Source organism: Streptomyces antarcticus (assembly GCF_026627255.1).
In the GTDB taxonomy this organism is placed as follows: domain Bacteria; phylum Actinomycetota; class Actinomycetes; order Streptomycetales; family Streptomycetaceae; genus Streptomyces; species Streptomyces antarcticus.
The window spans coordinates 37,441-63,146 of record NZ_JAPNLM010000033.1 but is presented as its reverse complement, the minus strand read 5'-3'; the positions used below and the strand labels follow the sequence as shown (position 1 = coordinate 63,146).

Sequence of the window (25,706 nt, the reverse complement as noted above, 5' to 3'; positions counted from 1 at the left end):
CCAAACCGGCTGGGCAGGTCCTAGGGTTACTGTGTGAACGAGCTCGACGTTGTGGGTGTCCGGGTGGAAATGCCCTCCAACCAACCGATCGTGCTCCTGCGTGAAGTGGGAGGCGATCGGTACCTCCCCATCTGGATCGGTCCAGGGGAGGCTACCGCCATTGCCTTCGCGCAGCAGGGGATGGCCCCTGCCCGACCGCTGACGCACGACCTGTTCAAGGACGTGCTGGAGGCGGTCGGCGAGGAGCTCACCGAGGTCCGGATCACGGATCTGCGGGAGGGCGTCTTCTACGCGGAACTCGTCTTCGCCAGCGGGGTCGAGGTGAGCGCGAGGCCGTCCGACGCCATAGCGCTGGCCCTGCGGACGGGGACGCCGATCTACGGCAGTGACGGCGTGCTCGACGACGCCGGAATCGCCATTCCCGACGAGCAGGAGGACGAGGTGGAGAAGTTCCGCGAGTTCCTCGACCAGATCTCGCCGGAGGACTTCGGCACCGGCCCACAGTAGGCGGCCGGCCGCGTCTTCCACGGAGAGGTGCCAGACCATTCGACTAGCCTTTCCCCGCAATCGGATACGGGAAACCACTCTCAGGGTGATTATCACTCGGCGTGCCGAGTGTGGCGATCGTTGACGCACCCCTGGTGACTGCCTACCTTCAAGGTGGGCAGGTCAAGGACGGAGGGTCGGCGTGAGGATCACGGGCGACGGTACGACCGGGGGCATCCCCGCACGGAGTGATGGTGGACCGTACCCGCTTTACGGCAGCACGGTGGGTTCCGCGCGCCGTCAGCCGGAGTCGACGCCGGTCGGACCGGTGAGCGGCGATCCGGCGCCCGAGGAGGTCGGCTACCGCGGGCCCACGGCCTGCGCCGCGGCCGGGATCACCTACCGGCAGCTCGACTACTGGGCGCGTACCGGGCTGGTGGAGCCCAGTGTGCGCGCCGCGTACGGGTCGGGCACACAGCGGCTGTACAGCTTCCGGGACGTGGTGGTCCTCAAGGTCGTGAAGCGCTTCCTGGACACCGGGGTGGCGCTCCAGAACATCCGCACGGCCGTACAGCACCTGCGGGACCCCGGATTCGCGGACCTGGAGCGGACGACGCTGATGAGCGACGGCGCCTCGGTGTACGAGTGCACCTCCCCGGACCAGGTCGTGAGCCTGCTCCAGGGCGGTCAGGGCGTCTTCGGCATCGCCGTGGGCGTGGTGTGGCGGGATGTGGAGAACGCGCTGTCGCAGCTGCACGGGGAGCGGGTGGACACGGGCGAGACCGTGGTCGGCCACCACCCGGCGGACGAGCTGGCGGCCCGCCGCAACCGGGCGGTGTGAGCCCGGCCCGAGCGGTGACGGCCGTGCCGGCGGGCGCGGGGCCCCACGGGGGCTCCGCGCCCGCCGGTCGTTGCGGCCCGGGTGGTTCGGGTCCCGGGTGGTTCGGGTGCGCGTGCTGCGGGCCCGGTCGTTCAGATGCGGTCGCGGGCGCCGCGGAGCGGTCCCCGGGATTGTCAGAGGCGTAGGGCAGCATCGGGGGCGTGAGAGCCGCGCCGACCATCCTGCACCTGGACATGGACGCCTTCTACGCCTCCGTGGAGCAGGCGTCGAAGCCGAGCCTGCGGGGCAAGGCCGTGATCGTCGGCGGGCTCGGTCCGCGCGGGGTCGTCGCCACCGCCTCGTACGAGGCACGGCGCTTCGGGGTGCATTCGGCCATGCCGATGGCGCAGGCCCGGCGGCTCTGCCCCAACGGTGCCTGCCTGGTGCCGCGCTTCAGCCTCTACCGCGAGGTGAGCGATGTCGTGATGGCCCTGCTGCGGGAGCTGTCACCCCTGGTGGAGCCGCTCAGCCTGGACGAGGCCTTCGTGGACCTGGAGGCGGGCGGGGTCGCCTTCGACTCGCGGGGAGCCCGGGAGGCGGGGGAGCGGCTGCGGGCCGACATCAGGGCGGCCACGAGCCTCAGCGGGTCGGTGGGGCTGGCCGGGTCGAAGATGCTGGCCAAGGTGGCGTCCGAGGAGGCCAAGCCGGCCGGGCTGCTGCTGATCGAGCCGGGGACCGAGCGGGAGCTGCTCGCGCCGATGTCCGTACGGACCCTCCCCGGCGTGGGGCCGGCCACCGGGGAGCACCTGCGCCGGGCCGGGATCACCACCGTGGGGGAGCTGGCGGAGGCCGGTGAGGACGAGCTGGTGCGGATGATCGGGCGTTCGCACGGCGTAGGGCTGTACCGGATGGCCCTGGGCCTGGACGACAGGCCCGTGGTCGCCGAACGCGACGCGAAGTCGGTGTCGGTCGAGGACACCTTCGACGTGGACCTGCACGACCGGGTGCGCATCCGCACCGAGGTGCAGCGGCTCGCGGACCGGTGCGTGCGGCGGCTGCGGGAGTCCGGGCACTCGGGGCGCACCATCGTGCTGAAAGTGCGGCGGTTCGACTTCTCGACGCTCACGCGCTCCGAGACGCTGCGGGGGCCCACCGATGACCCCGGGGTGGTGCGGGAGGCCGCGGCGCGGCTGCTGGAGGGCGTGGACACCACGGGCGGGGTGCGGCTGCTGGGCGTGGGGGTGACCGGGCTGGCGGACTACACGCAGGAGGACCTGTTCGCGCAGGCCGCCGCGACGCTCGCCGCCCAGGGGGCCGGCGGACCCGGGGACGCACCACCTGACGACGGTGCGGAAGGGGCCGACGGGGTGGGGGGCCCACCGGGGTCGGGCGGCGCGGCGCAGGAGGCGCCGACCGCGGGGAGCCCGGGGCCGGCCTCCGAGCACGGGCCGCCCGGGGAGGCGGAGGCCGCCGCCGAGCGGCGCTGGACGCCCGGGAACGACGTACGGCACGCCGTGCACGGGCCCGGGTGGGTCCAGGGCAGCGGGGTCGGGCGGGTGACCGTACGGTTCGAGCGGCCCGGATCGGCCCCCGGCCGGGTGCGCACCTTCCGGGTGGACGATCCCGAGCTGGAGGCGGCCGATCCGCTGCCGCTGGTGGGGGAGGGGGAGGAGGAGCCGGGTACGGCCTGACGGGCGCCCGGGCCGGCGGAGGGTGCGGGCGGGTCAGCCGTCGTCGCCGGCCAGCCGGCCGAAGTCGCGGGGCTGCTCCGGGGGCGGGGGCGCCTGGTGGAACTCGGAGGGAAGGGTCACGTCCAGCCCGTAGTGGTGGTAGAGCTGCAGCTCCTGTTCGGGGGAGAGGTGCCGGCCGACGCCGAAGTCAGGGGCGTCCTTGATCAGGGAGCGGTCGAAGGGGACGCGCAGGGCGTCTCCCACCAGCTCGCTCGGTTCCAGCGGGACGAAGGCGTCCCGGCTGAACAGGCCCGTCCGTACGGCGGCCCATTCCGGGACGCCGGTGGCGTCGTCGAGGTAGACCTCGTCGATGGTGCCGATCTTGCTGCCGTTGCGGTCGAACGCCTTGCGGCCGATCAGGCTGCGCGGATCGATGTCGGTCTGCACGGTCCCTCCGTTTGGTCGCAAATCCTCCGTAATGACTACAGAAGTGCATATTGGGAGCCGAGGCCACTCGGGGAGGCCCCGGAAGGGCGCTGGTAGGCTGGGTGGCGGCTGTCGACCCTGTGCGGGAGAGTCCTCCGAATGAGCTCGACGGAGGCGCCGAAGGAGCAAATCCTCCCCGGAATCTCTCAGGCATACGTACCGCACGGACGAGGCCACTCTGGAAAGCAGGAGCGGGAACCGGGCGCGCAGTGCCGGTCCCTCTCCTCACCGACGGTGAAAGCCGGAGCTCGAGGGCGATCCCCGCGACTCCGGTGAAACTCTCAGGTTGAGATGACAGAGGGGGAGGCCGTCCGGGTGCCCGCGCCGTGGTGCCCCTCGCAGGTCATACGACCAGGAGGCCTCCGTACATGACCGCCAACCGCATTCCGCTCTCCCAGCTTGAGCGAGGCATCCCCTTCGAGCAGCGCCACATCGGCCCGGATGCCGGGGCGCAGGCGAAGATGCTCGCCCAGGTGGGCTACGGCTCCCTGGACGAACTGACCGCCGCCGCGGTACCGGATGTGATCAAGACCACCGAGGCGCTGAACCTGCCCGAGGCGCTGACCGAGGCCGAGGTGCTGGCCGAGCTGCGGTCGCTCGCCGACCGCAACCAGGTCCTCTCCTCCATGATCGGTCTCGGCTACTACGGGACGTTCACGCCGCCGGTCATCCTGCGCAACGTCATGGAGAACCCGGCCTGGTACACGGCGTACACCCCGTACCAGCCGGAGATCTCGCAGGGCCGCCTCGAGGCGCTGCTGAACTTCCAGACCGTCGTCGCCGACCTGACCGGGCTGCCGACCTCGGGCGCCTCGCTGCTCGACGAGGGCACCGCGGCCGCCGAGGCCATGTCCCTGGCCCGCCGCGTGGGCAAGGTCAAGGACGGTGTCTTCCTGATCGACGCCGACGCCCTGCCGCAGACCATCGCCGTGATCCAGACCCGCGCCGAGCCCACGGGCGTGGAGATCGTCGTCGCCGACCTCTCCGACGGCATCCCGGCCGAGATCGCCGAGCGCGGCGTCTTCGGCGTACTGCTCCAGTACCCCGGTGCCTCCGGCGCCGTGCGGGACATCAAGCCGCTCATCGACCAGGCGCACGGGCTCGGCGCCGTCGTCACCGTCTCGGCCGACCTGCTCGCCCTGACCCTGCTGACCTCGCCGGGCGAGCTGGGCGCGGACATCGCGGTCGGCACGACCCAGCGCTTCGGCGTCCCGATGGGCTTCGGCGGACCGCACGCCGGCTACATGGCCGTCCAGGCCAAGCACGCCCGCTCGCTCCCGGGCCGCCTCGTCGGCGTCTCCGTGGACGCGGACGGAAACAAGGCGTACCGCCTGGCCCTGCAGACCCGCGAGCAGCACATCCGCCGCGAGAAGGCCACCAGCAACATCTGTACCGCTCAGGTGCTGCTCGCCGTCATGGCGGCCATGTACGCCGTCTACCACGGCCCGGACGGCCTGCGGACGATCGCCCGCCGGACGCACCGCTACGCCGCCCTGCTCGCCGCGGGCCTGCGGGCCGGCGGGGTCGAGCTCGTGCACGGCTCCTACTTCGACACCCTCACCGCCCGGGTTCCCGGCCGGGCCGACGAGGTCGTCGCCGCCGCCCGCGAGGGCGGGGTCAACCTGTACCGGGTCGACGCCGACCGCGTATCCGTCTCCTGTGACGAGACCACCCTGCGCGCCGACGTCGAGGCCGTCTGGGCCGCCTTCGGCGTCAGCGCCGACATCGAGGCGCTCGACACGACCACGGCCGACGCGCTGCCCGAGGCCCTGCTGCGCTCGGACGAGGTCCTCACGCACCCGGTCTTCCACCAGCACCGATCCGAGACCGCGATGCTGCGCTACCTGCGCAAGCTGTCGGACAAGGACTACGCGCTGGACCGCGGCATGATCCCGCTGGGCTCCTGCACCATGAAGCTCAACGCGACCACCGAGATGGAGGCAGTCACCTGGCCCGAGTTCGGCCAGGTCCACCCGTTCGCCCCGGTGGAGCAGGCCGAGGGCTACCTCACGCTCATCACCGAGCTGGAGGAACGTCTCTGCGAGGTCACCGGCTACGACAAGGTCTCCATTCAGCCCAACGCGGGCTCGCAGGGTGAGCTGGCCGGACTGCTGGCCGTACGCGCCTACCACCGCGCCAACGGCGACGAGCAGCGCACCATCTGCCTCATCCCGTCCTCCGCGCACGGCACGAACGCCGCGAGCGCCGTGATGGCCGGCATGAAGGTCGTCGTCGTCAAGACGGCCGACGACGGCGAGGTGGACGCGGCCGACCTGCGCGCGAAGATCGAGCAGTACCGCGACGAGCTGGCCGTGCTGATGATCACGTACCCCTCCACGCACGGCGTGTTCGAGGAGCACGTCGCCGACATCTGCGCCCAGGTGCACGACGCCGGCGGCCAGGTCTACGTGGACGGCGCCAACCTCAACGCCCTGGTGGGCCTGGCCAAGCCGGGTCACTTCGGTGGCGACGTGTCGCACCTGAACCTGCACAAGACCTTCTGCATCCCGCACGGCGGCGGCGGTCCGGGCGTCGGCCCGGTCGGCGTCCGGGCGCACCTGGCCCCGTACCTGCCGAACCACCCGCTGCAGCCGGCCGCCGGTCCCGAGACGGGCGTCGGCCCGATCTCCGCCGCGCCGTGGGGCTCGGCGGGCATCCTGCCGATCTCGTGGTCGTACGTGCGCCTCATGGGCGGCGAGGGCCTCAAGCGCGCCACCCAGGTGGCGGTGCTCGGTGCCAACTACATCGCCAAGCGCTTGGAGCCGCACTACCCGGTGCTCTACACCGGTCCCGGCAACCTGGTCGCGCACGAGTGCATCATCGACCTGCGCCCGCTCACGAAGGCCACCGGCGTCAGCGTCGACGACATCGCCAAGCGCCTGATCGACTACGGCTTCCACGCGCCGACCATGTCGTTCCCGGTCGCCGGCACGCTGATGATCGAGCCGACGGAGTCCGAGGACCTCGCCGAGATCGACCGCTTCTGCGACGCGATGATCGCCATTCGCGGCGAGATCGAGCGGGTCGCGGGCGGCGAGTGGCCGCTGGAGGACAACCCGCTGGCCAACTCCCCGCACACGGCGGCGGCGCTGGGCGGCGAGTGGAACCACCCGTACACCCGTGACGAGGCGGTCTTCCCGGCCGGCGTCACGGCCGCGGAGAAGTACTGGCCGCCGGTGCGCCGCATCGACGGCGCGTTCGGCGACCGCAACCTGGTCTGCTCCTGCCCGCCGCTGGACGAGTACGACAACTGACGGACGGGCTACGGCAAGGGGCCGGCCCGGGATCTCCTCCCGGGCCGGCCCCTTCGTCGTCGCCGCGGCGGGTCAGGCCGCCTTCACCACATGGGCCGCCGCCAGCGGGCGGTGCGGGTCGATGATCCGGCCGTCGGGCAGCAGCTCACCGGTGTCCTCGAAGAGCAGGACTCCGTTGCACAGCAGGCTCCAGCCCTGTTCCGGGTGGTTGGCCACGGGGTGCGCGGCCTCGCGGTCGGCGGAGTCGGCTGACGGGCAGGCTGGCTGGTGCTGGCACATGGATGCGTTCTTTCGCTGCGGTGTGGTCTGCGTGCTACGGCTCGATACGTGTTTCATGGCCGTCCCCCTGGGTCATCCCCGCACCCGCGGGGAGCTTGTCATCAGTCTTCCCCCACGACAGCCGCTTCGCAGGTATTTCCCGGCAGCTGTCCTCATAGAATGATGACGCATCACCCGTGCGGGCGGTTCAGTCCAACTCCCCTGTCATTTCGGGTGGTTCGGGAGTGGCCCGAGCGGGCTAGGCCGAATGGGCCACTCGGGTCAGGCGGCGGGCGCGGCCAGGGTGGGCGGGACCGGCGCGGGAGTCAGCCGGCGGGTGAGCGCGGGCAGCAGCTCGGACACCGGGTGCGGACGGAACGCCGCGATGCCGGGCGGCGCCGGGGCCAGCGGAACGAGCAGGTCCTCGCCGGCGGGCAGGCCCGCGGAGGCGTCGGCGCCCACCGCGCCGTGCAGCCACAGGGTCAGCATGTACAGCTCCGGTACGGACAGCAGCCGCGGCTGATAGGCCGTGGCGAGCGACTCCGCCTGGCGCAGGGCGCGTTCGGTGGCGGCCACGTACGGACCCTCGAAGAAGTGGGAGAAGGCCCAGCCGTCGGGGGTGAGCCGGGTGTCGGCCGCCGCGACGTAGCGGTCGCCGCTGCGGATCAGGAACCGCCAGCCGGTGAGCCTGGTGCGGGGCGGCCTGCCGCCGGACGCCAGGTTGGACGTGTGCAGCCGGTCCATGACGTGGACCGGCAGCGGGAGTTCGGCGGTCATCGGCCCCTGGACCGCGCGCAGGGCCGGTGTGTGTGCCTCGTGGACGGCGGTGGGGGAACCGAGTGCCGCGAGGACGCTGCGCAGGGCGGGTGCGGGAGCCGGAGGGACATGCAGCGGCATGATGGGTCGCCTCTCACTTGGGAGACCGGTGGAACGGGGGCAGGTGCGGACGGCGCTGTCGCATTCTGGGGCCAGAGGGGGGCTGAGGGGCAATGGCCGCGCGCCAACTCTCTGCCTCGTTTGCGGAGTTTATACGACATGTGTTCACGCAATGTTTCGCCTAGCTGTCCCGGCTATTGCGGGCAAGTCGCTTACCGGACCCGCTGACATGGCATTCATGCCGGACGTGCGCGAACATGTCGCCCTGACCTCGGAGGTTACCGGAAGAGGGCTCGGCTGAAAAGCGCCGGTAATCCGGAACTGGCAAAGTCGACGCGGAATTTGCATACGACGACATGCCAGGTGAATGTGCCGAAGCGCCCGTCGGCCAAACCGGCGCGCGCTCCTCGCCACTCGCGCCCCCGCCGCGTTATGGATCACGCTGCCGGGGCATCATCGACCGTAACGCGGGCCGGGTGTGCCGGGCCAGGCCCACTCGAGGAGGGACGCTTTGATGGGGGAGAAGGTCGTGGCAGGCGGATTCGACCTGTCCGATCGGCAGCGGTATCGAAGGAAGCTTCACGAGTGCCTGGAGGGGCTGGAGCGGCTTCTGGCGGAGAAGAGGTTCGATCGCCCCAAGAACATGATGGGGCTGGAGATCGAACTGAATCTCGCGGGTGCCGACGGTTTGCCGAGAATGGTGAATGCGCAGGTGCTGGAGCGGATTGCGAGCCCGGATTTCCAGACGGAACTCGGAATGTTCAACCTGGAGGTGAACGTCCTTCCCCACCGTCTCGGCGGCCGGGTATTCGACCAGCTCGCAGAGGAACTCAGTGCGGGGCTGGGCTATGCCCACCGGCAGGCCGCGGAGATCGATGCGGGCGTGGTGATGATCGGAATCCTGCCGACGATCTCCCGCGCCGACCTGGTCACCGCCAACCTCTCGGCGGTGGACCGCTACTCGCTGCTGAACGAGCAGATCCTCATGATGCGCGGGGAGGACTTCACCCTCGACATCGACGGCGTCGAGCGGCTGACCTGGACCTCCGGGTCGATCGTGGCCGAAGCCGCCTGTACGTCGGTACAGCTGCACCTCCAGGTGACCCCGGGCCGGTTCGCGGACGTGTGGAACGCCGCCCAGGCGGTGGCCGCCGTACAGATAGCCGTCGGCGCGAACTCCCCCTTCCTGTTCGGGCGGGAGCTGTGGCGCGAATCGCGGCCGCCGCTCTTCCAGCAGGCCACCGACACCCGGCCGCCCGAGCTCCAGGCGCAGGGAGTGAGGCCGCGGACCTGGTTCGGGGAGCGTTGGGTGGACTCCGCGTACGAACTCTTCGCCGAGAACGTCCGCTACTTCCCCTCCCTGCTGCCGATCTGCGACGAGGAGGAGCCGCTGCGGGTGCTCGCCGAGGGCGGCGTGCCGCGGCTCCAGGAACTGGTCCTGCACAACGGGACCGTCTACCGCTGGAACCGGCCCGTGTACGGGGTCGCCGACGGCGTGCCTCACCTGCGGGTCGAGAACCGGGTCCTGCCGGCCGGGCCCACCGTCGCCGACGTCGTCGCGAACGCCGCGTTCTACTACGGGCTCGTACGCACCCTCGCCGACGAGCAGCGCCCGGTGTGGACCCGGCTGCCGTTCGCCGAGGCGGAGGCCAACTTCGAGGCGGCCTGCCGGTACGGCATCGACGCCCGGCTGCGCTGGCCGCGCCGCGGCCGCGGCGGGGGCCTGGCGAGCGTGCCCGCCGTACGGCTGGTCCTGGACGAGCTGCTGCCCATGGCGGCGGCCGGCCTGGACGCCTGGGGGATCGAGCCCGCCGACCGGGACCACTACCTCGGCATCATCGAGGAACGCTGCCGGAGGCGCGTGAACGGTGCGACCTGGCAGGTGGATACCTACCACCGGGTGCTCGCGGCCGGCCTGGAGCGCCATGAGGCGCTCGCCGCGACGACCCGGCGCTACAGCGAGCTGATGCACCGGGGCGAACCCGTGCACACCTGGCCCGTGGGGCTCGCGGAGGAGGAGGTGAGCGCCACGCTGCCGGCCGGGCGGTGAGCCCCGCGCGCCCGCGCTGCGTCCGGTGATCCCGGCACGATGATCCGCCCGGCCCGCCGAGGAGGCAGTATGGGGTGGTCGGAACGGGATGGCGGGACGGGAGTCGGGCGTGCGGGCGGAGCCGGAGCCGGTGGTCGTGGAGCTGGGCGAGGACGGGCGGCGGGGCGTGCTGCGCACCGAGACGCTGCTCGTCCTGGCGCTGTCGCTGGGCGCGAGCGGGGTGTCCGCGCTGATCAGCTTCATCGGCTCGCTCACCAAGCCCGGCGGGCTGAAGGACCAGGCCGCCACCCTGAACGGCTCGTACGCCCCCGGGCGGCCCTGGCTGGACCTGGCCTGGCAGCTGTTCGGGATCGCGAGCGCGCTCGTTCCCGTCCTGCTGGTGGCGCACCTGCTGACCCGCGAGGGCGCGCCGGGCCTGCGCGTCCTCGGCTTCGACCGCACCAGGCCCTGGTGGGACCTGGGCCGGGGAGCCCTCGTCGCGGCCGGGATCGGCAGCGCGGGGCTGGCGTTCTACCTGGGGGCGCGGGCGACCGGCTTCAACCTCACGGTGGTGCCGGAGGCGCTGCCCGACGTGTGGTGGAAGTTCCCCGTGCTGATCCTCTCCGCGGTGCAGAACTCCGTGGTGGAGGAGGTCATTGTGCTGGCCTACCTGCTGCGCCGGCTCGACCAGCTGGGCTGGTCGCCGCTGGGCGCGCTCGTGGCCAGTTCGGTGCTGCGCGGCTCCTACCACCTCTACCAGGGCATCGGCGGGTTCATCGGCAACGTGGTGATGGGCGCCGTCTTCGTGCTCGCCTACCGCCGCTGGGGCCGGGTGGGGCCGCTGGTCGTCGCGCACGCGCTGCTCGACATCGTGGCCTTCGGCGGGTACGCGCTGCTCGCGGGCAAGGTGGGCTGGCTGCCGACGCCGTGAGCGGGCGCCGTGACCCGACGCCGTGACCGGGTGCCGTGAGCGGGCGCCGTGACCGGGCGCTGGCCCGATGCTGACCAGACGCCGTGACCGGGCGGGCCCCGGCACGGCGCGCGCGGCGGTTGGCTCAGGGAGCGGTGAGGAGCTCCCCGTCGAGGACCGTCACCGCGTGACCGCCCAGCAGGGTGCGCTCGCCCGCCAGGGTGACCCGTACGAGCCCTTGGCGGGCCCCGCCCTGGAGGCCGGTCAGCTCGGTGCGGCCCAGGCGCCGTGCCCAGAAGGGGGCGAGCGCGGTGTGCGCGCTGCCGGTGACCGGGTCCTCGTCGATGCCGAACGCCGGGAAGAAGCCGCGGGAGACGAAGTCGTACCCGCGGGAGGGATCCTCGGCGGCCGCGGTGACGATCACCCCGCGCCTGGCGAAGGCCCGCAGGGCGGCGTGGTCCGGCTCCAGCTCCCGGACGGTCTTCTCGTCGGCCAGCTCGATGAGGAGGTCGCCGATGTGGGCGGCGGTGTCGTGGACGGAGAGGATCGGGGCCCCGCCGAGCGCGTGGTCCACGGAGGCCGGTGCGACGACGGGGGTCAGGGAGGACGTCGGGAAGTCCATGGTGACCGAGCCGTCCGCGGCGTTCTCGGCCGTCAGGACGCCGCAGCGGGCGGCGAACCGGATCAGCCCCGTGGCCAGCCCGCTCGACGCCAGGACGTGGGCGGTGGCGAGCGTGGCGTGGCCGCACATGTCGACCTCGGCGGCCGGGGTGAACCAGCGCAGCGCCCAGTCGGCGTCCCCGCCGGGCGGCAGGGGGTGGGCGAAGGCGGTCTCGGAGAGGTTCATCTCGGAGGCGACCTGCTGGAGCCAGGTGTCCGGGGGGAATCCCGCGTCGAGGAGCAGGACGGCCGCGGGGTTCCCGTGGAAGGGGCGGTCGGTGAAGGCGTCGACGATTCGGATGCGCATGGTCCGACGGTAGGGCTCCGTCGCGGCGGCGGACAAAGGCCAATCCGGTGTGCCTGGCCGTCCCGTCTCGGCCGATTCCAGCAGCAGCCTCCGTCCGGTGGACGCCGCGGGCCGCTGTGGGAGGCGCGACGGCTGTCCGACGGTCAGGCGGAACCCGTGTACGGGGTGGTGCGCTCGCCGCGCGAGGACTCCGGCGGGCGCTCTCCGGCGGGGGTCGGCCCGTCGGCCCGTCCGGCCGTCGCCTCAGTAGGTGACGAGGATCCGGCGGGCCGGCCCGTCCACCCGGATGCGTCCGCCGATGGGGATCACGAGCTGCGGGTCGGTGTGTCCGAGGTCGACGTCGAACACCGCCATGGTGTCGGGGGCGTACTGCTCGAGGGCCCGCAGGACGGCCTCCCGCTGGAGTCGGCGGAAGTCCGCCTTGGCCCGGGCGTCGAACCGGTTCTCGAACGACCAGCTCTTGGCGCGGCCCATGAGCAGCGCGGGGAACTGTCGCAGCAGCCCGCGCTCTCCCACGGAGCGAAGGATCCGGTAGACCTCTTCGGCACGCGGCATGTCCTCGGAGGTTTCCAGGAAGAGCACGTCGCCGGTGTAGGCGCCGGGGGGCTGAACCAGGCGGTCGGCCATCAGCAGCCAGGAGAGGACCTCCAGGTTGCCGCCCCAGCCGTTCCCTTCGACCACGCGGTCGGCGTGGTGCCAGGACCAGCCGTCGGAGGGTTCCATGGCCGGTTCGGAGGTGAGGGTGCGCGGGTCCTCCCAGGGGGCGTTGACGTCGCCGTAGGCGTCCGAGGGGGTGAGTTCGTACTCGCCCGAGGTGAACAGTGCGGCCCTCAGGGAGGCCGCGGTCGCCGGGTGCATCGCACCGGGCCGCCCGAGCTCGACCATCACCGATCCGCCGTGGTACCCGACGATGCCCAGGTTCCGCAGGAACAGCAGCAGGTTGGTGTTGTCGCTGTAGCCGAAGAACGGCTTGGGGTGGGCGCGCAGCAGATCAGGGTCGAGGTGCGGGAGCACGGTGATCTGGTCGTCACCCCCGATGCTGGCGATCACCGCCCTGATGCCGGGGTCCGCGAACGCCGCGTGGAGGTCGGCGGCCCGCTCCTCGGGGGTCGCGCCCATCTTCCGGGTCGTCGGGTACTCGACCGCTTCCAGTCCGAAGTCCTCTCGGAGCCTGCGCAGCCCCAGTTCGTACGGCAGGGGGAAGATCCCGGGCAGGCCGGACGAGGGGGACAGCACGGCGACGCGGTCTCCGGGGCGGGGCTTGGCGGGGTGGCGGGGGTGATCGGTCATCCGCTGATCGTAGAAGCCCGTTGAGCCCGGAGCCTCGGAGTTTCTGTCGCGGTCCGGCCGGCGATCTCGCGGGCCGAAGCTGTTCGGTCAGACAGTTTCCGATATATCGTTGACGCATCGCGATCGGTCAACGATAGTGGAGTCATCGAAGCGTCGAATCATCGAGTCATCCGACAGTCGATGACGACAGGGCACAGTGACGAGAGGAGCGCAGTCATGCGTTCACACGGACAGCACGGACACGACCACGGACATGAGCACGGACGGGGCCACGGCCACTGCGGGCCCGATCGTCGGGAGGAGTTCCAGGGGCACCGCGCCGCCTTCGGACCGTTCGGGCCGCCCTTCGCCGGCGGGCCCTTCGGGGGCCGGGGCGGCGGACGCGGCGGACCGCGGGGCCGGGCCCGGCGCGGTGACGTGCGCGCCTCGATCCTGGCGTTGCTCGCCGACCGGCCGATGCACGGCTACGAGATGATCCAGGAGATCGGCGAGCGCAGCGGCGGGGCCTGGAAGCCCAGCCCGGGGTCGGTGTACCCGACCTTGCAGCTGCTGGAGGACGAGGGCCTCATCACGGCGGAGAGCGAGGGCGGCAAGAAGCTGTTCACGCTCACCGACGCGGGCCGCACCGAGGCCGAGTCGGGACCGGACGCCCCTTGGGCGGATGCCGGGCGCGGCTTCGACTTCGAGGCGATGCAGGAGGTCCGGACGGCCGGTGTCGGCCTGATGGAAGCCTTCGGGCAGGTCTTCAAGACCGGCTCGCCCGAGCAGCGCGAGAAGGCCGTCGCGGTTGTCAACGACGCCCGCAAGAAGCTCTACCTGATCCTGGCCGACGAGCACTGACCGGCCGGCTCCCGCACGGAGCCGTGCCGTACGTGCCATACGCGCCGCACGCGCGGCGGAGCGCCCCGCGAGTCCTCTCGCGGGGTGCTCCGCCGTATCCGCGGGCGGGTCCGGAGGGGGTCAGGCGACCAGGCCGGCGAGCTTGCGCAGCGATTCGTTCAGCGCGGCGGTGGCCGAGTCCTTGAGCTTGCCGGCCATCAGGGACACGGCGGCCCCCGTGAACTCCCCGTCGATGCGAACGGTGGTGGCCCCGCCGTCCGGGATCAGGGTGTACCGGGTCAGGACGGCGACGCCCATCGGTCCCTTGCCGGTGATCGCGAAGAGGCGCTCGTCCTCCAGCTCCGATACGGTCCAGACGACCTCGGCCGGGAAGCCCATCATCTTCATGTTCTCGGCGAAGGTGGAGCCGAGCGCGAGGGTCTCCGGGCCGCCCTTCGGGAAATTGGTGTGGGTCATGCTCCACTGGCCGTACGCGTCCCAGTCCGTCAGCTGCGACCAGAGCTTCGCGGCGGGCGCCTCGATGCGTGATTCCGCGGTGACTTCGGCCATGCGACCACCCCTTCTCGTCGGGCTACGTCCGGCGGAAGGTAGCCCCGGCGACCGGAACATTCAATACTGACGACCTGTCAGATACTGCGGTTGCCGGCCGGCCGGGCCGCCGGTCCCGTCTCAACAGGCGTCACGTCCGTGACGGTACTGACGGGCCCTGCCATGATGGCCCGATGCAAGCGTCAGGGAGACACGCCGGACTGGGCCTCGCCCTCGTCTCGGCGTTCGCGTTCGGTGGTTCCGGAGTGGCGGCGAAGCCGCTGATCGAGGCGGGTCTGGACCCGCTCCACGTGGTCTGGCTCAGGGTGGCCGGGGCGGCGCTCGTCCTGTCGCCGCTCGCCTGGCGCCACCGCGATCTGCTGCGCCGCAAGCCCGCGCTGCTCGCGGGCTTCGGGCTGATCGGCGTCGCGGGCGTGCAGGCCTTCTACTTCGCCTCCCTGTCGCGCATCCCGGTGGGCGTGGCCCTGCTGCTGGAGTACCTGGGCCCGGCGCTGCTGCTCGGCTGGATCCGCTTCGTGCAGCGCAAACCCGTCACGCGGGCGGCCGCCCTCGGCGCCGCCGTGGCCGTCGCGGGCCTGGCCTGTGTGGTCGAGATCTGGGCCGGACTGAGCCTTGACCCCCTCGGGGTGCTGCTCGGCCTCGCCGCGGCCTGCTGCCAGGCCTTCTACTTCGTGTTCGCCGACCAGGGCGCCGACGGGGACGACGTCCCCGACCCGCTGGGCGTGATCGCGTACGGGATGCTCATCGGCACCCTGGTGATGACGTTGATCTCCCGGCCCTGGGAGATGGACTGGGGGGTGCTGGCCGCGGACGCCTCCCTGAACGGGACCATGCTCCCGGCGGGGCTCCTGCTGGGCTGGGTGGTGCTCATCGCGACCGTACTGGCCTACCTGACCGGCGTCGTGTCGGTGCGCCGGCTCTCCCCGCAGGTCGCGGGCGTCGTGGCCTGCCTGGAGGCGGTGATCGCGACCGTGCTGGCCTGGATCCTGCTCGGCGAGTACCTCTCGACCTGGCAGATCGCCGGTGGGGCCCTGGTGCTCGGCGGTGCCTTCATCGCGCAGTCCTCCCGGCCCACCCCGCCCGCGGCGGTCGACCCGGCGGTGCTGGACCGCGAGACCACCAAGGCATAGGGTGCGGACCATGCCCACGACCGTGCTTCCGCCTCCCGCCGCTTAGGCGCGGGCGGCACCTCCACGTACGACAGCCCCGGCCCGGGTGTTCCCGGGCGGGTGCGCGCTGCCCGCGAAGCGATGACCTTTCCCCTCTCATCCTTCACGCATGCGCGGAGACCACACGTGTCGAACCATTCGCCCGCCACCGGGCGCAGTCTGCTGTACCTCGTTCTCGCCGGAGCCGCCTGGGGCACCGCCGGAGCGGCCGCCTCCCTCCTCTTCCTCGCCAGTGACCTCGGCCCGCTCTCGCTGTCCTTCTGGCGCTGCGCGGGCGGGCTCGCCGTGCTGCTGGCCGTCCTCGCCGTACGGCGCCGGCCGCGCTCCGGCGCCCGGCGGCCGCGGCCCTCGGTGCCCTCGCTGATCTCGACCGGGCTGCTGTTCACGCTCTTCCAGGCCGCCTACTTCGCCGCCGTCCGCGAGACCGGTCTCGCCGTCGGCACGGTGGTCACCCTCGGGGCCGGGCCGGTGCTCATCGCGCTCGGCGCCCGCTACTGGATGGCCGAGCGGCTCGGCCGCGGCGGGAGCGCCGCCGTCGTCGGGGCGATGGCCGGGCTGGCCGTGCTGGTCCTGGGCAGCGGGGGCGGCGAGGTGCGGCCGCTCGGCGTCGGCTGGGCCCTGCTGTCCGCCGCCGGGTACGCGGCCATGACCCTGCGGGCCCGGTGGCTCGGGCAGCGCGGGGCGGGCGGCGATCCGCTGGTCACCACCGCCTGGTCGGTTGGGGTGGGCACGGTGTGCCTGCTCCCGCTCGCCGCGCTGGAGGGGCTGCTGCCGCACACCGCCGAACTCGGTCGGGTGCTGTGGCTGCTGGTGTACGTGGCCGTCGTGCCGACGGCGCTGGCGTACGCGCTCTACTTCACCGGGGCCGCCGCCGTACGGGCGGCGACCGTCTCCGTGATCATGCTGATCGAGCCGGTCAGCGCGGCGGTGATCGCCGTCCTGGTGCTCGGGGAGCGGCTGACCGGCGCCGTGGTGCTGGGCACCGTACTGCTGCTGACGGCCGTCGGGGCGCTGATCGGGGCGGAGTCCCGCCGGCCGGCGGTCAGTCCGGCCGGCGGTCCGGGGCCGAACGGGGGTGCGGGGCCGGCCGGCGGTCCGGGCGGTGCTCCGGAACACCGGCCCGGCGCGCCGCGGCGCGGTCCTCAGCGCGCGGCGAGGTAGCCCGGCAGGGCGGTGCCGGGGGCCAGGTCCGCGGCGGGCTCCGGCGTCCCGTACACCGGTGCGACGGGGACCACGCCCGCCCAGTACGGGAGGGCGAGGTCCTCGGCGTCGTCGTTCGGGCCGCCGGTGCGGATCTTCGCGGACACCTCCGTCAGGTCCAGGCGGATCACCGCGGTGGCCGCGAGCTCCCGGGCGTTCGCCGGCCGGGAGTCGGCGGAGCGGCCGGGGACGACGTGGTCGACGAGGGCGTCCAGCGCCAGCCGGCACTCCGCCTCGTCCGTGACCTGGTGGGCGGTGCCGTGGACCAGTACGGAGCGGTAGTTGAGCGAGTGATGGAACGCCGACCGGGCCAGCACCAGGCCGTCGAGGTGGGTCACGGTGACGCACACGGGCAGGCCGGGGTCGCTGCGGCCGGCGGCGAGCAGCGGGCGCGAGCCGGTCGAACCGTGGATGTAGAGGGACTCGCCGACGCGGGCGAAGAGCGTGGGCAGCACCACGGGCGCGCCGTCGCGGACGAAGCCGAGGTGGCAGACGTAGGCCTGGTCGAGGATCGAGTGGACCGTCTCGCGGTCGTAGTGCGCGCGTTCGCGGGACCGGGTGGGGACCGTGCGGTCGGTGGGCTCGTAGGCCCCGGCGGGCGCGGAGCCGGTCGTCTCCGTCGTCTCCGTCGTCTCCATGGTCTCCGTCGTCGAGGTCGATGTGGTGGTCACCGTGCGATCTCCATTGCATTAGTGCATAATGAGCTTTGTGCTAGGAGAGTATCGAATCACAGGTCGGGGCGCATCGGATATCGCGGCCAGCGTCGAAGCGGGGGTGGGCGCGGGCGCGCTCGCGCCCGGAACGCCGCTGCCACCGATGCGGGAGCTGGCCGCCCGGCTCGGGGTCAACCCGAACACCGTGGCCGCCGCCTACCGGACGCTGCGCGAGCGCGGGGTCATCGAGACCGACGGGCGGCGCGGCAGCCGGGTGCGGTCCCGGCCGTCGAGCGCCCCGAGGGACGCGCTGCGGACGGAGGTGCCCGAAGGCGTACGGGACCTCACCGACGGCAATCCGGACGTGGCGTTGCTGCCCCCGCTGGACGGACCGCTGGCCGCGGCCGCCCGGACGTACGCGCGGCGGCCGGCCCTCTACGGCCAGGACCCGGTCGCGCCGGAACTGGCCCGCCTGGCCCGGGCCGGCTTCGACGCGGACGGGGTGCCGGACGGGCCGGTCGCGCTCACCTCGGGCGCCCTCGACGCCATCGAGCGGGTACTGGCCGCGCACCTGCGGCCGGGCGACGCCGTGGCCGTCGAGGACCCGGGCTGGGGGAGCGTGCTGGACCTGGCCCCGGCGCTCGGACTGCGCGTGCTGCCGGTGGCGGTGGACGACGAGGGCCCCCGTACGGACGCGCTGGCGCGGGCCCTGGCGGCCGGGGCCCGGGCGCTGGTGGTGACCTCACGGGCGCAGAACCCGACCGGAGCCGCGGTGAGCGCGGAGCGGGCGGCGGTGCTGCGGGGACTGCTGGCGGACCACCCCGAGGTACTGGTGATCGACGACGACCACGGGCACGGCTTCGTCGACCTGCCGCTGCACCCGCTGGGCGGGGTGACGCGGCACTGGGCGCTGGTCCGCTCCACGGCCAAGGCGTACGGGCCCGACCTGCGGCTCGCGGTGCTCACGGGCGACGCGGTGACGCTGGACCGGGTGCGTGGGCGGCAGCGGCTGGGCCCCGGGTGGGTGAGCCGGCTGCTCCAGTACGCGGTCGTGGAGCTGTGGTCCTCCGGCGCGGTGGACCGGGTGGCGGTGGCGCGCTCGTACGGGGAGCGGCGGAACGCGCTGGTCGCCGCGTTGCGCGAGCGCGGGGTGGCGGCGCACGGGCGGAGCGGGATGAACGTGTGGGTGCCGGTCGCCGACGAGACGGGCGTGGTGACGCGGCTGCTCGCCACGGGCTGGGCGGTGGCCCCCGGGGCCCGGTTCCGCGTCGAGTCGGGACCGGGCGTGCGGCTGACGGTGTCGCGGCTGCGGCCGGCGGAGGTCGCGGCGCTGGCCGACGCCGTGGCGGCGGCGGTCCGGCCGGGGGCGGCCGGGGTCCGCTACGTGTGACCCGCCGCCGCGGCCCGTACCGCCCGCGGGGACGTTCCCCCGGCCGGTACGGGGCCGTCAGGCCGGCTTGCGGGCGGCGGGGCGGGTCTGGGTGAGTGCGGCTCCGGCCAGGACGATCAGGGCGCCGACCGGGGTGTTCCAGTGCAGCTGTTCGCCGAGGACCAGGACGCCCGCCGCCGTGGCGATCACGGGGATGAAGTAGGTGACCATCTGGGCGGTCGTCGGGCCGACCTCCGTCACCAGCCCGTACTGCATCTGGAGGGCAAGTCCGGTGCCCAGGGCCCCCAGCGCGATCACCGCCAGGGTCGGCCAGAGCGGGAACGACGCGGGGGCCGAGGTGAACACGGCGCTGGTCAGGGTCAGCTGGAGCGTGGAGACCAGGAGCTGGGCCCCCGTCATGGCCACCGGGGAGCCCGGGGTGCCGGCCAGCGTGCGGCGGACGTAGATCCAGCCGATGGGGTAGCAGAACGAGGCCAGCAGGGCGAGCGCGGTCCCCTTGCCGTCGACCCCCGAGAAGCCCTGCCAGGCGCCGAGGACGGTGAGGACGCCGAGGAAGCCCAGGCCCAGGCCGGCGAAACGGCGCCGGGTGGGGCGGTCCTCGGACAGGGCCACCATCGACAGCGCCATGCCCCACAGCGGGGAGGTGGCGTTGCAGATGCCGGCCAGGCTGGAGGGGATGCTCAGCTCCGCGAAAGCGAAGAGCGAGAACGGCAGCGTGTTGAGCAGCAGCGCCGCCACCGTCAGGTGGCCCCACGTGCGCAGGCCCCGGGGGAGCGGCTCGCGGCGCACCAGCAGTACGGCGAGCAGCGCGAGCGCGCCGAACAGCACCCGGCCCAGGGCCACCTGGAACGGGGGGTACGCCTCGGTGCCGACCTTGATCAGGAGGAAGCTGAAGCCCCAGACCACCGAGAGGACCGCGAAGCGGACGCGCCAGTCGAGGAGGCGGGCACGGCGGCCGGACGGCAGCCCGGCCGGGTGGGAGGCGGGACCGGCAGCGGGGGCGGCGGGACCGGCGGTCGGCCGGGCGCCCGGGGCGGTGGCCGGGGCGGGAGAGGGTGCCGTGGGGGTGGGACGGGGGGCCGCGGGTGCGCTCATGGCCCTTACTGTGCTCGTATCAACTTCGTAGGACAAGCGAGAGTTGGTCGGGGCGACGTCGTAGCATTGCTTACATGTTGAACCTGGAGCGCCTGCGCACCCTCGACGCACTCGCCCGCCACGGCTCGGTCGGCGGAGCGGCGGGCGGCCTGCACGTCACCACCTCGGCCGTATCGCAGCAGATGGCCAAGCTGGAGCGCGAGGTCGGCCAGCCGCTCCTGGCCAGGAACGGGCGCGGGATCCGGCTCACCGACGCCGGACGGCTCCTCGCCGACCACGCGGCCCGGATCATCTCCCAGGTCGAGCTCGCCCAGGCCGACGTCGAGGCCCAGCGCGGTTGCGCGGTCGGCGAGCTGCGGATCGGCGCCTTCCCGACCGCCATGCGCGGCCTGCTGCCCCGGGCCGTGTCCGCGCTGCGCGCGGACCATCCGGAGCTCCGCGCCCTGGTGCGCGAACAGGAGCCGGAGGAGAGCATGGCCGCGGTGGTGCGCGGGGATCTCGACATGGCGCTGGCCATCGACTGGCACAACAAGCGGATGCCGGTGCCCGCGGAACTCACCCGGACCCACCTGCTCGACGACTCCGTGGACATCGCCGTGCCGGCCGGCCACCGGCTGGCCGACCGCGCGGAGATCTCCCTCGCGGAGTTCGCCGACGACGACTGGATCTCCTGGAACGAGGGCCAGTTCTGCCACGAGTGGCTGGTGTTCACCCTGCGCGGCACGGGCACCGAACCGCGCATCGCGCACATCGCCGAGGAACACCACACCCAGCTGGCCTTCGTGGAGGCCGGGCTCGGGGTGTGCGTGGCGCCCAGGCTGGGCCGCGGCCCGGTGCCGGACGGGGTCCGGCTGCTGCCGGTCTCCGACAGCGTCCGCCGCCACGTGTACGCCGTCTGGCGCGCGGACGCCGGCCGGCGGCCCTCCATCCGGGCCGCGGTCGACGCGCTGCGACAGGCGGCCGACCGGGTCTAGGGGGTGTCGTCAACACTCGTTCCTGCCGTGCCCTGCGGGCGTACGGAACGACTTCGACGACACCCCCTGGTGCTGTGGCCGGAGGGGTCGCCGGGTTGTGGTGTCCGGTGCGTGCGGTGTGTGCGGTGCGGTGCGTGCGGTGCGTCGCAAGGTGGAGGGCCACGCCTCGTACTGGGCGTACGGGTGTGGTCCGACAATGCGGCGAAGTGCCGTGCCGGGCGCCGCGACACCTGAACCTTCCGGTCGCTGCGCTGCAGCCGCCTTGGGCCGCCCGCGCCGCTCTGCCGCCGCGTTCCCGCGTCCCGGCGGCCCCCTAGATCTTGCGGAAGTCCCAGGAGACGACCGAATCGGGGGTGAGGCGTATCCAGGCGTGCCGGCCGTCGTGCGGCATCTCCTCGATCCCGAAGTTCTTGACCGGGAAGATCCGCTCGGCCTCCGCCAGTTCCGGGCACGGCTCTCCCGTGCGCGGGGCCTCGCCCACGAAGACGGCGCTGCCCGACAGTTCCACGCCGCGCAGCTCGTCGTACGCCTCGCCCGAGTCCACGACCACCGAGATCCGGGGGTCCTTGCGCAGGTCGGACCAACGCCGGCTGCGCGTGATCGAGTACAGCCACAAGGAGCGGCCGTCCCAGGCGAACCACAGGGCGCCCACGTGCGGACGCCCGTCGGGGGAGACCGTCGCCACCCGGCAGGTGCGCTGTTCCCGCAGGAAGGCGTCCACCTCCTCCCCGGTCATCATGATGCGGCGGCCCCGCCGCTGCGCTCCGTCCGCGAGCGTCCCGTCCGCGAGCGCTCCGTCCGTGCGTGTCCCGTTCAAGCGTGCGTCGTCGTCCATCCGGCCCGCGCCCCTTCACATCTGACTATGTGTCAGGAATCATGCGGGCTCTTCCGTCGTCACGCCAGGGGGAGCCATGCCGGATCTCGATCCCGCCACCACCGCACTGCTCACCGTCGAGTGCCAGAACGGCGTCGTCGGCAAGGAGAGCGCGCTGCCCGAACTCGCCAAGGAGGCACGGGACTCGGGCGTGCTGGGGCGGGTGGCCGCGCTGGCCGACGCCGCGCGCGGGGCCGGCGTACAAGTGCTGCACGCGGTCGCCGAGCGGCGTCCGGACGGGCTCGGGGCCAACACCAACGCACGGCTGTTCCGGGCCGCCGGGAAACTGCCCGTCCGGCAGCTGACCGGGAGCCGGGCGGTGGAGGTCGCGGCCCCGATCGTGGTGGCCGGGCAGGATCTGGTGGTGCGGCGGCTGCACGGGCTCTCCCCGATGGCCGGTACCGACCTGGACGCCCTGCTGCGCAACCTGGGCATCCGTACGCTCGTCGTCACCGGGGTCTCCTCCAACATCGCGATCCCGAACACCGTCTTCGACGCAGTCAACCTCGGCTATCAGGTCGTGGTCCCGGCCGACGCCATCGCCGGAGTGCCCGCCTCCGTCACCGCCGAGGTCATCCGCAACTCCCTCGCGCTGGTCGCGACCATCACCACGGCCGAAGAGCTCCTCGGGCAGTGGGCACCCGCGACCCGGCCCCCCTCACGCCCCGCGTGAGGGCGGCTCGCCGCCGGGGGCGGCGTCGGCGACGGCCAGGCAGATCGCGGCCTGCGGGGGCGCGGGGCGCAGGGGAGCGGGATGCCCGGCCGGAACTCCCCGGACTCCGCGGGGCCGGTGGTCCGTCTCGCCAGGACGGCCGACGCTTTCACGACCGCCTTGGATCGTGAAGTGCGGTCGCCGGATAGCCTGGCGAAATGCTCACAGAAGTGATCGCGACCCGCTACGTCACGCCCCTGCGTGAGGGCGGCTCGCTCCCGGGGATCGTCGAGGCCGACGACCTCGGTACCTACGTCATGAAGTTCACCGGAGCCGGCCAGGGCCGCAAGACCCTCGTCGCCGAAGTCATCTGCGGGCGCCTCGCCCAGCGTCTGGGCCTGCGGGTCCCGCGGCTCGTGCAGATGCAGCTCGACCCCGTCATCGGGCTCGGCGAGCCCGACCAGGAGGTCCAGGAGCTGCTGAAGGCCAGCGGCGGGCTCAACCTCGGCATGGACTACCTGCCCGGGTCGATCGGCTTCGACCCGCTCGCCTACCAGGTGGACCCGGTCGAGGCCGGGCGCGTGGTCTGGTTCGACGCCCTGATCAACAACGTCGACCGGTCCTGGCGCAACCCCAACATGCTCGTCTGGCACGGCGACCTCTGGCTCATCGACCACGGCGCCACCATGATCTGGCACCACAACTGGCCCACGGCGGGGGCCGCGGCCGCCAAGCCGTACAACGCCTCCGACCACGTCCTGGCCCCCGTCGGACCGGACGTCGCGGCGGCGGCCGCCGCGCTCGCGCCGCTCGTCACCGAACAGCTGCTCACCGAGGTGGCGGCCGACGTTCCCGACGAATGGCTGGTCGACGAGCCCGGCTTCGACACCACCGACGCCCTGCGCCGCGCCTATGTGGAGGTGTTGCTGCCGCGCGCGGCCTCCATCCACGAGAGGATCACGATGGAGGCCGAGGCGAGGCCGCGGTCCGGACCTCCCGGATGGCTCGCCGAGCGTCTTGCCCCCCAGCCCCACCGGAAGAAGAGCGACAGCGAGTGATCAAGCGGGACGTGTTCGAGTACGCGCTGGTACGGGTGGTGCCCCGGATGGAACGGGGCGAGTGCTTCAACGCCGGCGTGATCGTCTACAGCCGGGCCCACGCGTACGTGGCCGCCCGCATCCACCTCGACGAGGCCAAGCTCCTCGCCCTGGACCCGGAGGCCGACGTGGCCGGGGTCCGGGCCGCCCTGCGCGGGGTCGAGGGCGTGTGCGGCGGCGGGGAGGGGGCCGGCCAGGCGGCCGGCGACGACGCGGGCCGCCGGTTCCGCTGGCTGATCGCGCCGCGGAGCACCGTGGTCCAGCCGGGCCCGGTGCACACCGGACTGACGGCCGACCCCGCCGCGGAGGTGGAGCGGCTCCTGGGCCTGCTGGTCCTCTAGGTGGGGGCCGTGTCGTCGGCGGCGTTCCGTCCGCCCGGGGGGCGTCCGCCGGCCCGGGTGGGGCGGACCCCCGTTGACACCGGGTGCCAGGGCTCCTAGCGTCTCCTCAGCTGAAGCTACTAAGCGGTTGCTCACCTCTGGGCGGCCGCCTCTCAAGGGCGAGGAGATCCAGCATGTCCACCACCGAGCAGCGCGTCGCGATCGTGACCGGGGCGGCCCGGGGCATCGGCGCGGCCACCGCCGTGCGCCTGGCCGCCGAGGGCCGGGCGGTCGCCGTACTCGACCTCGACGAGGCGGCCTGCAAGGACACCGTGGAGGCGATCACGGCGGCCGGCGGCACGGCGCTGGCGGTCGGCTGCGACGTCTCCGACGCCGCGCAGGTGGAGGCGGCCGTCGAGCGCGTCGCGAGCACGCTCGGCTCCCCGACCGTCCTCGTGAACAACGCGGGCGTGCTGCGCGACAATCTCCTGTTCAAGATGAGCGAGACGGACTGGGACACGGTCATGAACGTGCACCTGCGCGGTGCGTTCCTGATGTCGAAGGCCTGTCAGAAGTACATGGTCGAGGCCAAGTTCGGCCGTATCGTCAACCTCTCCAGCAGCTCGGCGCTGGGCAACCGGGGTCAGGCCAACTACGCCGCCGCCAAGGCCGGTCTGCAGGGCTTCACCAAGACCCTGGCCATCGAGCTCGGCAAGTTCGGCGTCACGGCCAACGCCGTCGCCCCCGGCTTCATCGTCACCGAGATGACCGCCCAGACGGCCGCGCGCGTGGGCATGGGCTTCGAGGACTTCCAGGCGGCCGCCGCCACCCAGATCCCCGTCCAGCGCGTCGGCCGTCCGGACGACATCGCCAACGCCATCGCGTTCTTCACCGGCGAGGCCGCCGGCTTCGTCTCGGGCCAGGTCATGTACGTGGCCGGCGGCCCGCTCAACTGACGAGAGGCAGGGCGCACGTCATGACGTACGACGGCATCGACAGCGGCAGGGTCGCACTGATCACCGGCGCGAGCCGGGGCATCGGCTACGGCGTCGCCGAGGCGCTGGTCGCCCGCGGCGACCGGCTCTGCATCACCGGGCGCAACGAGGAGGCCCTGAAGGAGGCCGTGGAGCGGCTCGGCGCGGACCGGGTGATCGGGGTCGCGGGGAAGGCCCACGACGAGGCCCACCAGGCCGTCGCCGTGGAGCGGACCATGGAGGCCTTCGGCCGGGTCGACTTCCTGGTGAACAACGCCGGCACGAACCCGGTCTTCGGCCCGATCGCGGACCTCGACCTCGGGGTGGCGCGCAAGGTCTTCGAGACCAACGTGATCTCCGCGCTCGGCTTCGCGCAGCGGACCTGGCACGCCTGGCAGAAGGACAACGGCGGGGCGATCGTGAACATCGCCTCGATCGCCGGCGTCTCGGCCTCGCCCTTCATCGGCGCGTACGGGATGAGCAAGGCCGCCATGATCAACCTGACCCTCCAGCTCGCCCACGAGATGGCACCCGGTGTCCGGGTGAACGCGATCGCCCCCGCGGTGGTCAAGACGAAGTTCGCCCAGGCGCTCTACGAGGGGCGCGAGCAGGAGGCCGCGGCGGCGTACCCGCTCGGCCGGCTCGGGGTTCCGGAGGACATCGGAGGGGCCGCGGCGTTCCTCACATCTGCACAAGCGGAATGGATCACTGGGCAAACTCTCGTCGTTGACGGAGGAATGTTCCTCAATGCCGGCGTGCACTGACCGATAATCGGACGTATTGGCCTCCTAAAGAGAGCCAAATGCATACCGAATATGCACGGAACCGGTCAAGTGCCCCACGAAACCTATCCATTGGATTCGTGGGGCACTG

The 25,706-nt window shown here is 72.7% G+C and carries 25 protein-coding genes and 2 riboswitches; of the genes, 16 read left to right on the top strand and 9 right to left on the bottom strand.

Annotation, left to right across the window (positions count from 1 at the left end; all coding sequences use genetic code 11):
• Positions 1-33 precede the first annotated feature (33 nt).
• The 3 genes from OTB16_RS33795 (at position 34) to OTB16_RS33785 (ending at position 2,997) form a co-directional block, all read left to right on the top strand.
• Positions 34-507: a bifunctional nuclease family protein gene (locus OTB16_RS33795; RefSeq protein WP_007262890.1), complete on the top strand. Its 474-nt coding sequence runs from the start codon at positions 34-36 to the stop codon at positions 505-507.
• A gap of 181 nt (positions 508-688) precedes the next feature.
• A complete protein-coding gene (locus tag OTB16_RS33790; RefSeq protein WP_267725987.1) occupies positions 689-1,327 on the top strand; it encodes a MerR family transcriptional regulator in 639 nt (212 codons plus the stop codon).
• 200 nt (positions 1,328-1,527) lie between these two features.
• The gene (locus OTB16_RS33785) at positions 1,528-2,997 is read left to right on the top strand and encodes a DNA polymerase IV (protein WP_267725985.1); all 1,470 of its coding nucleotides are present in this window, start codon (positions 1,528-1,530) and stop codon (positions 2,995-2,997) included.
• Between the two features lie 33 nt (positions 2,998-3,030).
• Here the strand turns inward: OTB16_RS33785 and OTB16_RS33780 are convergent, their stop codons facing one another.
• A complete protein-coding gene (locus OTB16_RS33780; RefSeq protein ID WP_267725983.1) occupies positions 3,031-3,423 on the bottom strand; it encodes a PRC-barrel domain-containing protein in 393 nt (130 codons plus the stop codon).
• A gap of 112 nt (positions 3,424-3,535) precedes the next feature.
• Positions 3,536-3,634, top strand: a riboswitch (glycine riboswitch).
• Positions 3,635-3,770: riboswitch (glycine riboswitch) on the top strand.
• 60 nt (positions 3,771-3,830) lie between these two features.
• Here OTB16_RS33780 and gcvP point away from each other — a divergent pair.
• Positions 3,831-6,716, top strand: coding sequence for an aminomethyl-transferring glycine dehydrogenase (gene gcvP, locus OTB16_RS33775; protein WP_267725981.1), 2,886 nt, complete (start codon positions 3,831-3,833; stop codon positions 6,714-6,716).
• Positions 6,717-6,788: 72 nt separating this feature from the next.
• On the opposite strand, the gene OTB16_RS33770 is transcribed toward gcvP, so the two are convergent.
• Positions 6,789-6,995 (bottom strand): DUF5999 family protein, encoded by a 207-nt coding sequence (locus OTB16_RS33770; RefSeq protein ID WP_324290292.1) that lies wholly within the window; start codon positions 6,993-6,995, stop codon positions 6,789-6,791.
• 261 nt (positions 6,996-7,256) lie between these two features.
• Positions 7,257-7,871, bottom strand: coding sequence for a hypothetical protein (locus OTB16_RS33765; protein ID WP_267725977.1), 615 nt, complete (start codon positions 7,869-7,871; stop codon positions 7,257-7,259).
• 493 nt (positions 7,872-8,364) lie between these two features.
• Between OTB16_RS33765 and OTB16_RS33760 the strand changes: the two genes are divergently transcribed.
• Positions 8,365-9,900 (top strand): glutamate-cysteine ligase family protein, encoded by a 1,536-nt coding sequence (locus OTB16_RS33760; RefSeq protein ID WP_267725975.1) that lies wholly within the window; start codon positions 8,365-8,367, stop codon positions 9,898-9,900.
• Positions 9,901-9,988: 88 nt separating this feature from the next.
• The gene (locus tag OTB16_RS33755; RefSeq protein WP_420717849.1) at positions 9,989-10,810 is read left to right on the top strand and encodes a CPBP family intramembrane glutamic endopeptidase; all 822 of its coding nucleotides are present in this window, start codon (positions 9,989-9,991) and stop codon (positions 10,808-10,810) included.
• A 124-nt stretch (positions 10,811-10,934) separates the two neighbouring features.
• Here the strand turns inward: OTB16_RS33755 and OTB16_RS33750 are convergent, their stop codons facing one another.
• Both OTB16_RS33750 and OTB16_RS33745 read right to left on the bottom strand, forming a co-directional pair.
• Positions 10,935-11,756 carry a PhzF family phenazine biosynthesis protein gene (locus tag OTB16_RS33750; RefSeq protein WP_267725972.1) on the bottom strand — a complete coding sequence of 274 codons (822 nt, stop codon included), beginning with the start codon at positions 11,754-11,756 and terminating at the stop codon, positions 10,935-10,937.
• A gap of 243 nt (positions 11,757-11,999) precedes the next feature.
• Positions 12,000-13,046: a S66 family peptidase gene (locus OTB16_RS33745; protein WP_267725971.1), complete on the bottom strand. Its 1,047-nt coding sequence runs from the start codon at positions 13,044-13,046 to the stop codon at positions 12,000-12,002.
• Positions 13,047-13,262: 216 nt separating this feature from the next.
• Between OTB16_RS33745 and OTB16_RS33740 the strand changes: the two genes are divergently transcribed.
• Complete coding sequence (locus OTB16_RS33740; RefSeq protein ID WP_267725969.1) at positions 13,263-13,886, top strand: PadR family transcriptional regulator; 624 nt, start codon at positions 13,263-13,265, stop codon at positions 13,884-13,886.
• 120 nt (positions 13,887-14,006) lie between these two features.
• Here the strand turns inward: OTB16_RS33740 and OTB16_RS33735 are convergent, their stop codons facing one another.
• The gene (locus OTB16_RS33735) at positions 14,007-14,435 is read right to left on the bottom strand and encodes a type II toxin-antitoxin system Rv0910 family toxin (protein ID WP_267725968.1); all 429 of its coding nucleotides are present in this window, start codon (positions 14,433-14,435) and stop codon (positions 14,007-14,009) included.
• A 173-nt stretch (positions 14,436-14,608) separates the two neighbouring features.
• Between OTB16_RS33735 and OTB16_RS33730 the strand changes: the two genes are divergently transcribed.
• Complete coding sequence (locus tag OTB16_RS33730; RefSeq protein ID WP_267725966.1) at positions 14,609-15,565, top strand: EamA family transporter; 957 nt, start codon at positions 14,609-14,611, stop codon at positions 15,563-15,565.
• A 165-nt stretch (positions 15,566-15,730) separates the two neighbouring features.
• A complete protein-coding gene (locus tag OTB16_RS33725; RefSeq protein ID WP_267725964.1) occupies positions 15,731-16,765 on the top strand; it encodes a DMT family transporter in 1,035 nt (344 codons plus the stop codon).
• Here OTB16_RS33725 and OTB16_RS33720 read toward each other — a convergent pair.
• The gene (locus tag OTB16_RS33720) at positions 16,747-17,442 is read right to left on the bottom strand and encodes a pyridoxamine 5'-phosphate oxidase family protein (protein WP_267726018.1); all 696 of its coding nucleotides are present in this window, start codon (positions 17,440-17,442) and stop codon (positions 16,747-16,749) included. The genes OTB16_RS33725 and OTB16_RS33720 overlap by 19 nt on opposite strands.
• A gap of 70 nt (positions 17,443-17,512) precedes the next feature.
• Here OTB16_RS33720 and OTB16_RS33715 point away from each other — a divergent pair, with 70 nt between their 5' ends.
• Complete coding sequence (locus OTB16_RS33715; RefSeq protein ID WP_267725962.1) at positions 17,513-18,847, top strand: aminotransferase class I/II-fold pyridoxal phosphate-dependent enzyme; 1,335 nt, start codon at positions 17,513-17,515, stop codon at positions 18,845-18,847.
• 57 nt (positions 18,848-18,904) lie between these two features.
• On the opposite strand, the gene OTB16_RS33710 is transcribed toward OTB16_RS33715, so the two are convergent.
• Complete coding sequence (locus tag OTB16_RS33710; RefSeq protein WP_267725960.1) at positions 18,905-19,942, bottom strand: DMT family transporter; 1,038 nt, start codon at positions 19,940-19,942, stop codon at positions 18,905-18,907.
• 74 nt (positions 19,943-20,016) lie between these two features.
• Between OTB16_RS33710 and OTB16_RS33705 the strand changes: the two genes are divergently transcribed.
• Positions 20,017-20,916, top strand: a complete 900-nt coding sequence (locus OTB16_RS33705) for a LysR family transcriptional regulator (protein ID WP_267725959.1) — start codon at positions 20,017-20,019, stop codon at positions 20,914-20,916.
• 313 nt (positions 20,917-21,229) lie between these two features.
• Here the strand turns inward: OTB16_RS33705 and OTB16_RS33700 are convergent, their stop codons facing one another.
• Positions 21,230-21,655 (bottom strand): pyridoxamine 5'-phosphate oxidase family protein, encoded by a 426-nt coding sequence (locus OTB16_RS33700; RefSeq protein WP_267726016.1) that lies wholly within the window; start codon positions 21,653-21,655, stop codon positions 21,230-21,232.
• Positions 21,656-21,827: 172 nt separating this feature from the next.
• Between OTB16_RS33700 and OTB16_RS33695 the strand changes: the two genes are divergently transcribed.
• From OTB16_RS33695 to OTB16_RS33675, 5 genes are all read left to right on the top strand, one after another.
• Entirely contained in the window at positions 21,828-22,463 is a 636-nt protein-coding gene (locus OTB16_RS33695; RefSeq protein ID WP_267725957.1) for an isochorismatase family protein, read from the top strand.
• A 197-nt stretch (positions 22,464-22,660) separates the two neighbouring features.
• Positions 22,661-23,500: a HipA family kinase gene (locus tag OTB16_RS33690; RefSeq protein ID WP_267725955.1), complete on the top strand. Its 840-nt coding sequence runs from the start codon at positions 22,661-22,663 to the stop codon at positions 23,498-23,500.
• The gene (locus tag OTB16_RS33685; RefSeq protein ID WP_267725953.1) at positions 23,497-23,880 is read left to right on the top strand and encodes a DUF3037 domain-containing protein; all 384 of its coding nucleotides are present in this window, start codon (positions 23,497-23,499) and stop codon (positions 23,878-23,880) included. Before OTB16_RS33690 ends, OTB16_RS33685 begins: the two co-directional genes overlap by 4 nt.
• A gap of 173 nt (positions 23,881-24,053) precedes the next feature.
• Positions 24,054-24,815 carry a 3-oxoacyl-ACP reductase FabG gene (fabG, locus tag OTB16_RS33680; RefSeq protein WP_267725951.1) on the top strand — a complete coding sequence of 254 codons (762 nt, stop codon included), beginning with the start codon at positions 24,054-24,056 and terminating at the stop codon, positions 24,813-24,815.
• A gap of 20 nt (positions 24,816-24,835) precedes the next feature.
• Positions 24,836-25,597, top strand: a complete 762-nt coding sequence (locus OTB16_RS33675; RefSeq protein WP_267725949.1) for an SDR family oxidoreductase — start codon at positions 24,836-24,838, stop codon at positions 25,595-25,597.
• The last annotated feature ends 109 nt before the right edge of the window (positions 25,598-25,706 follow it).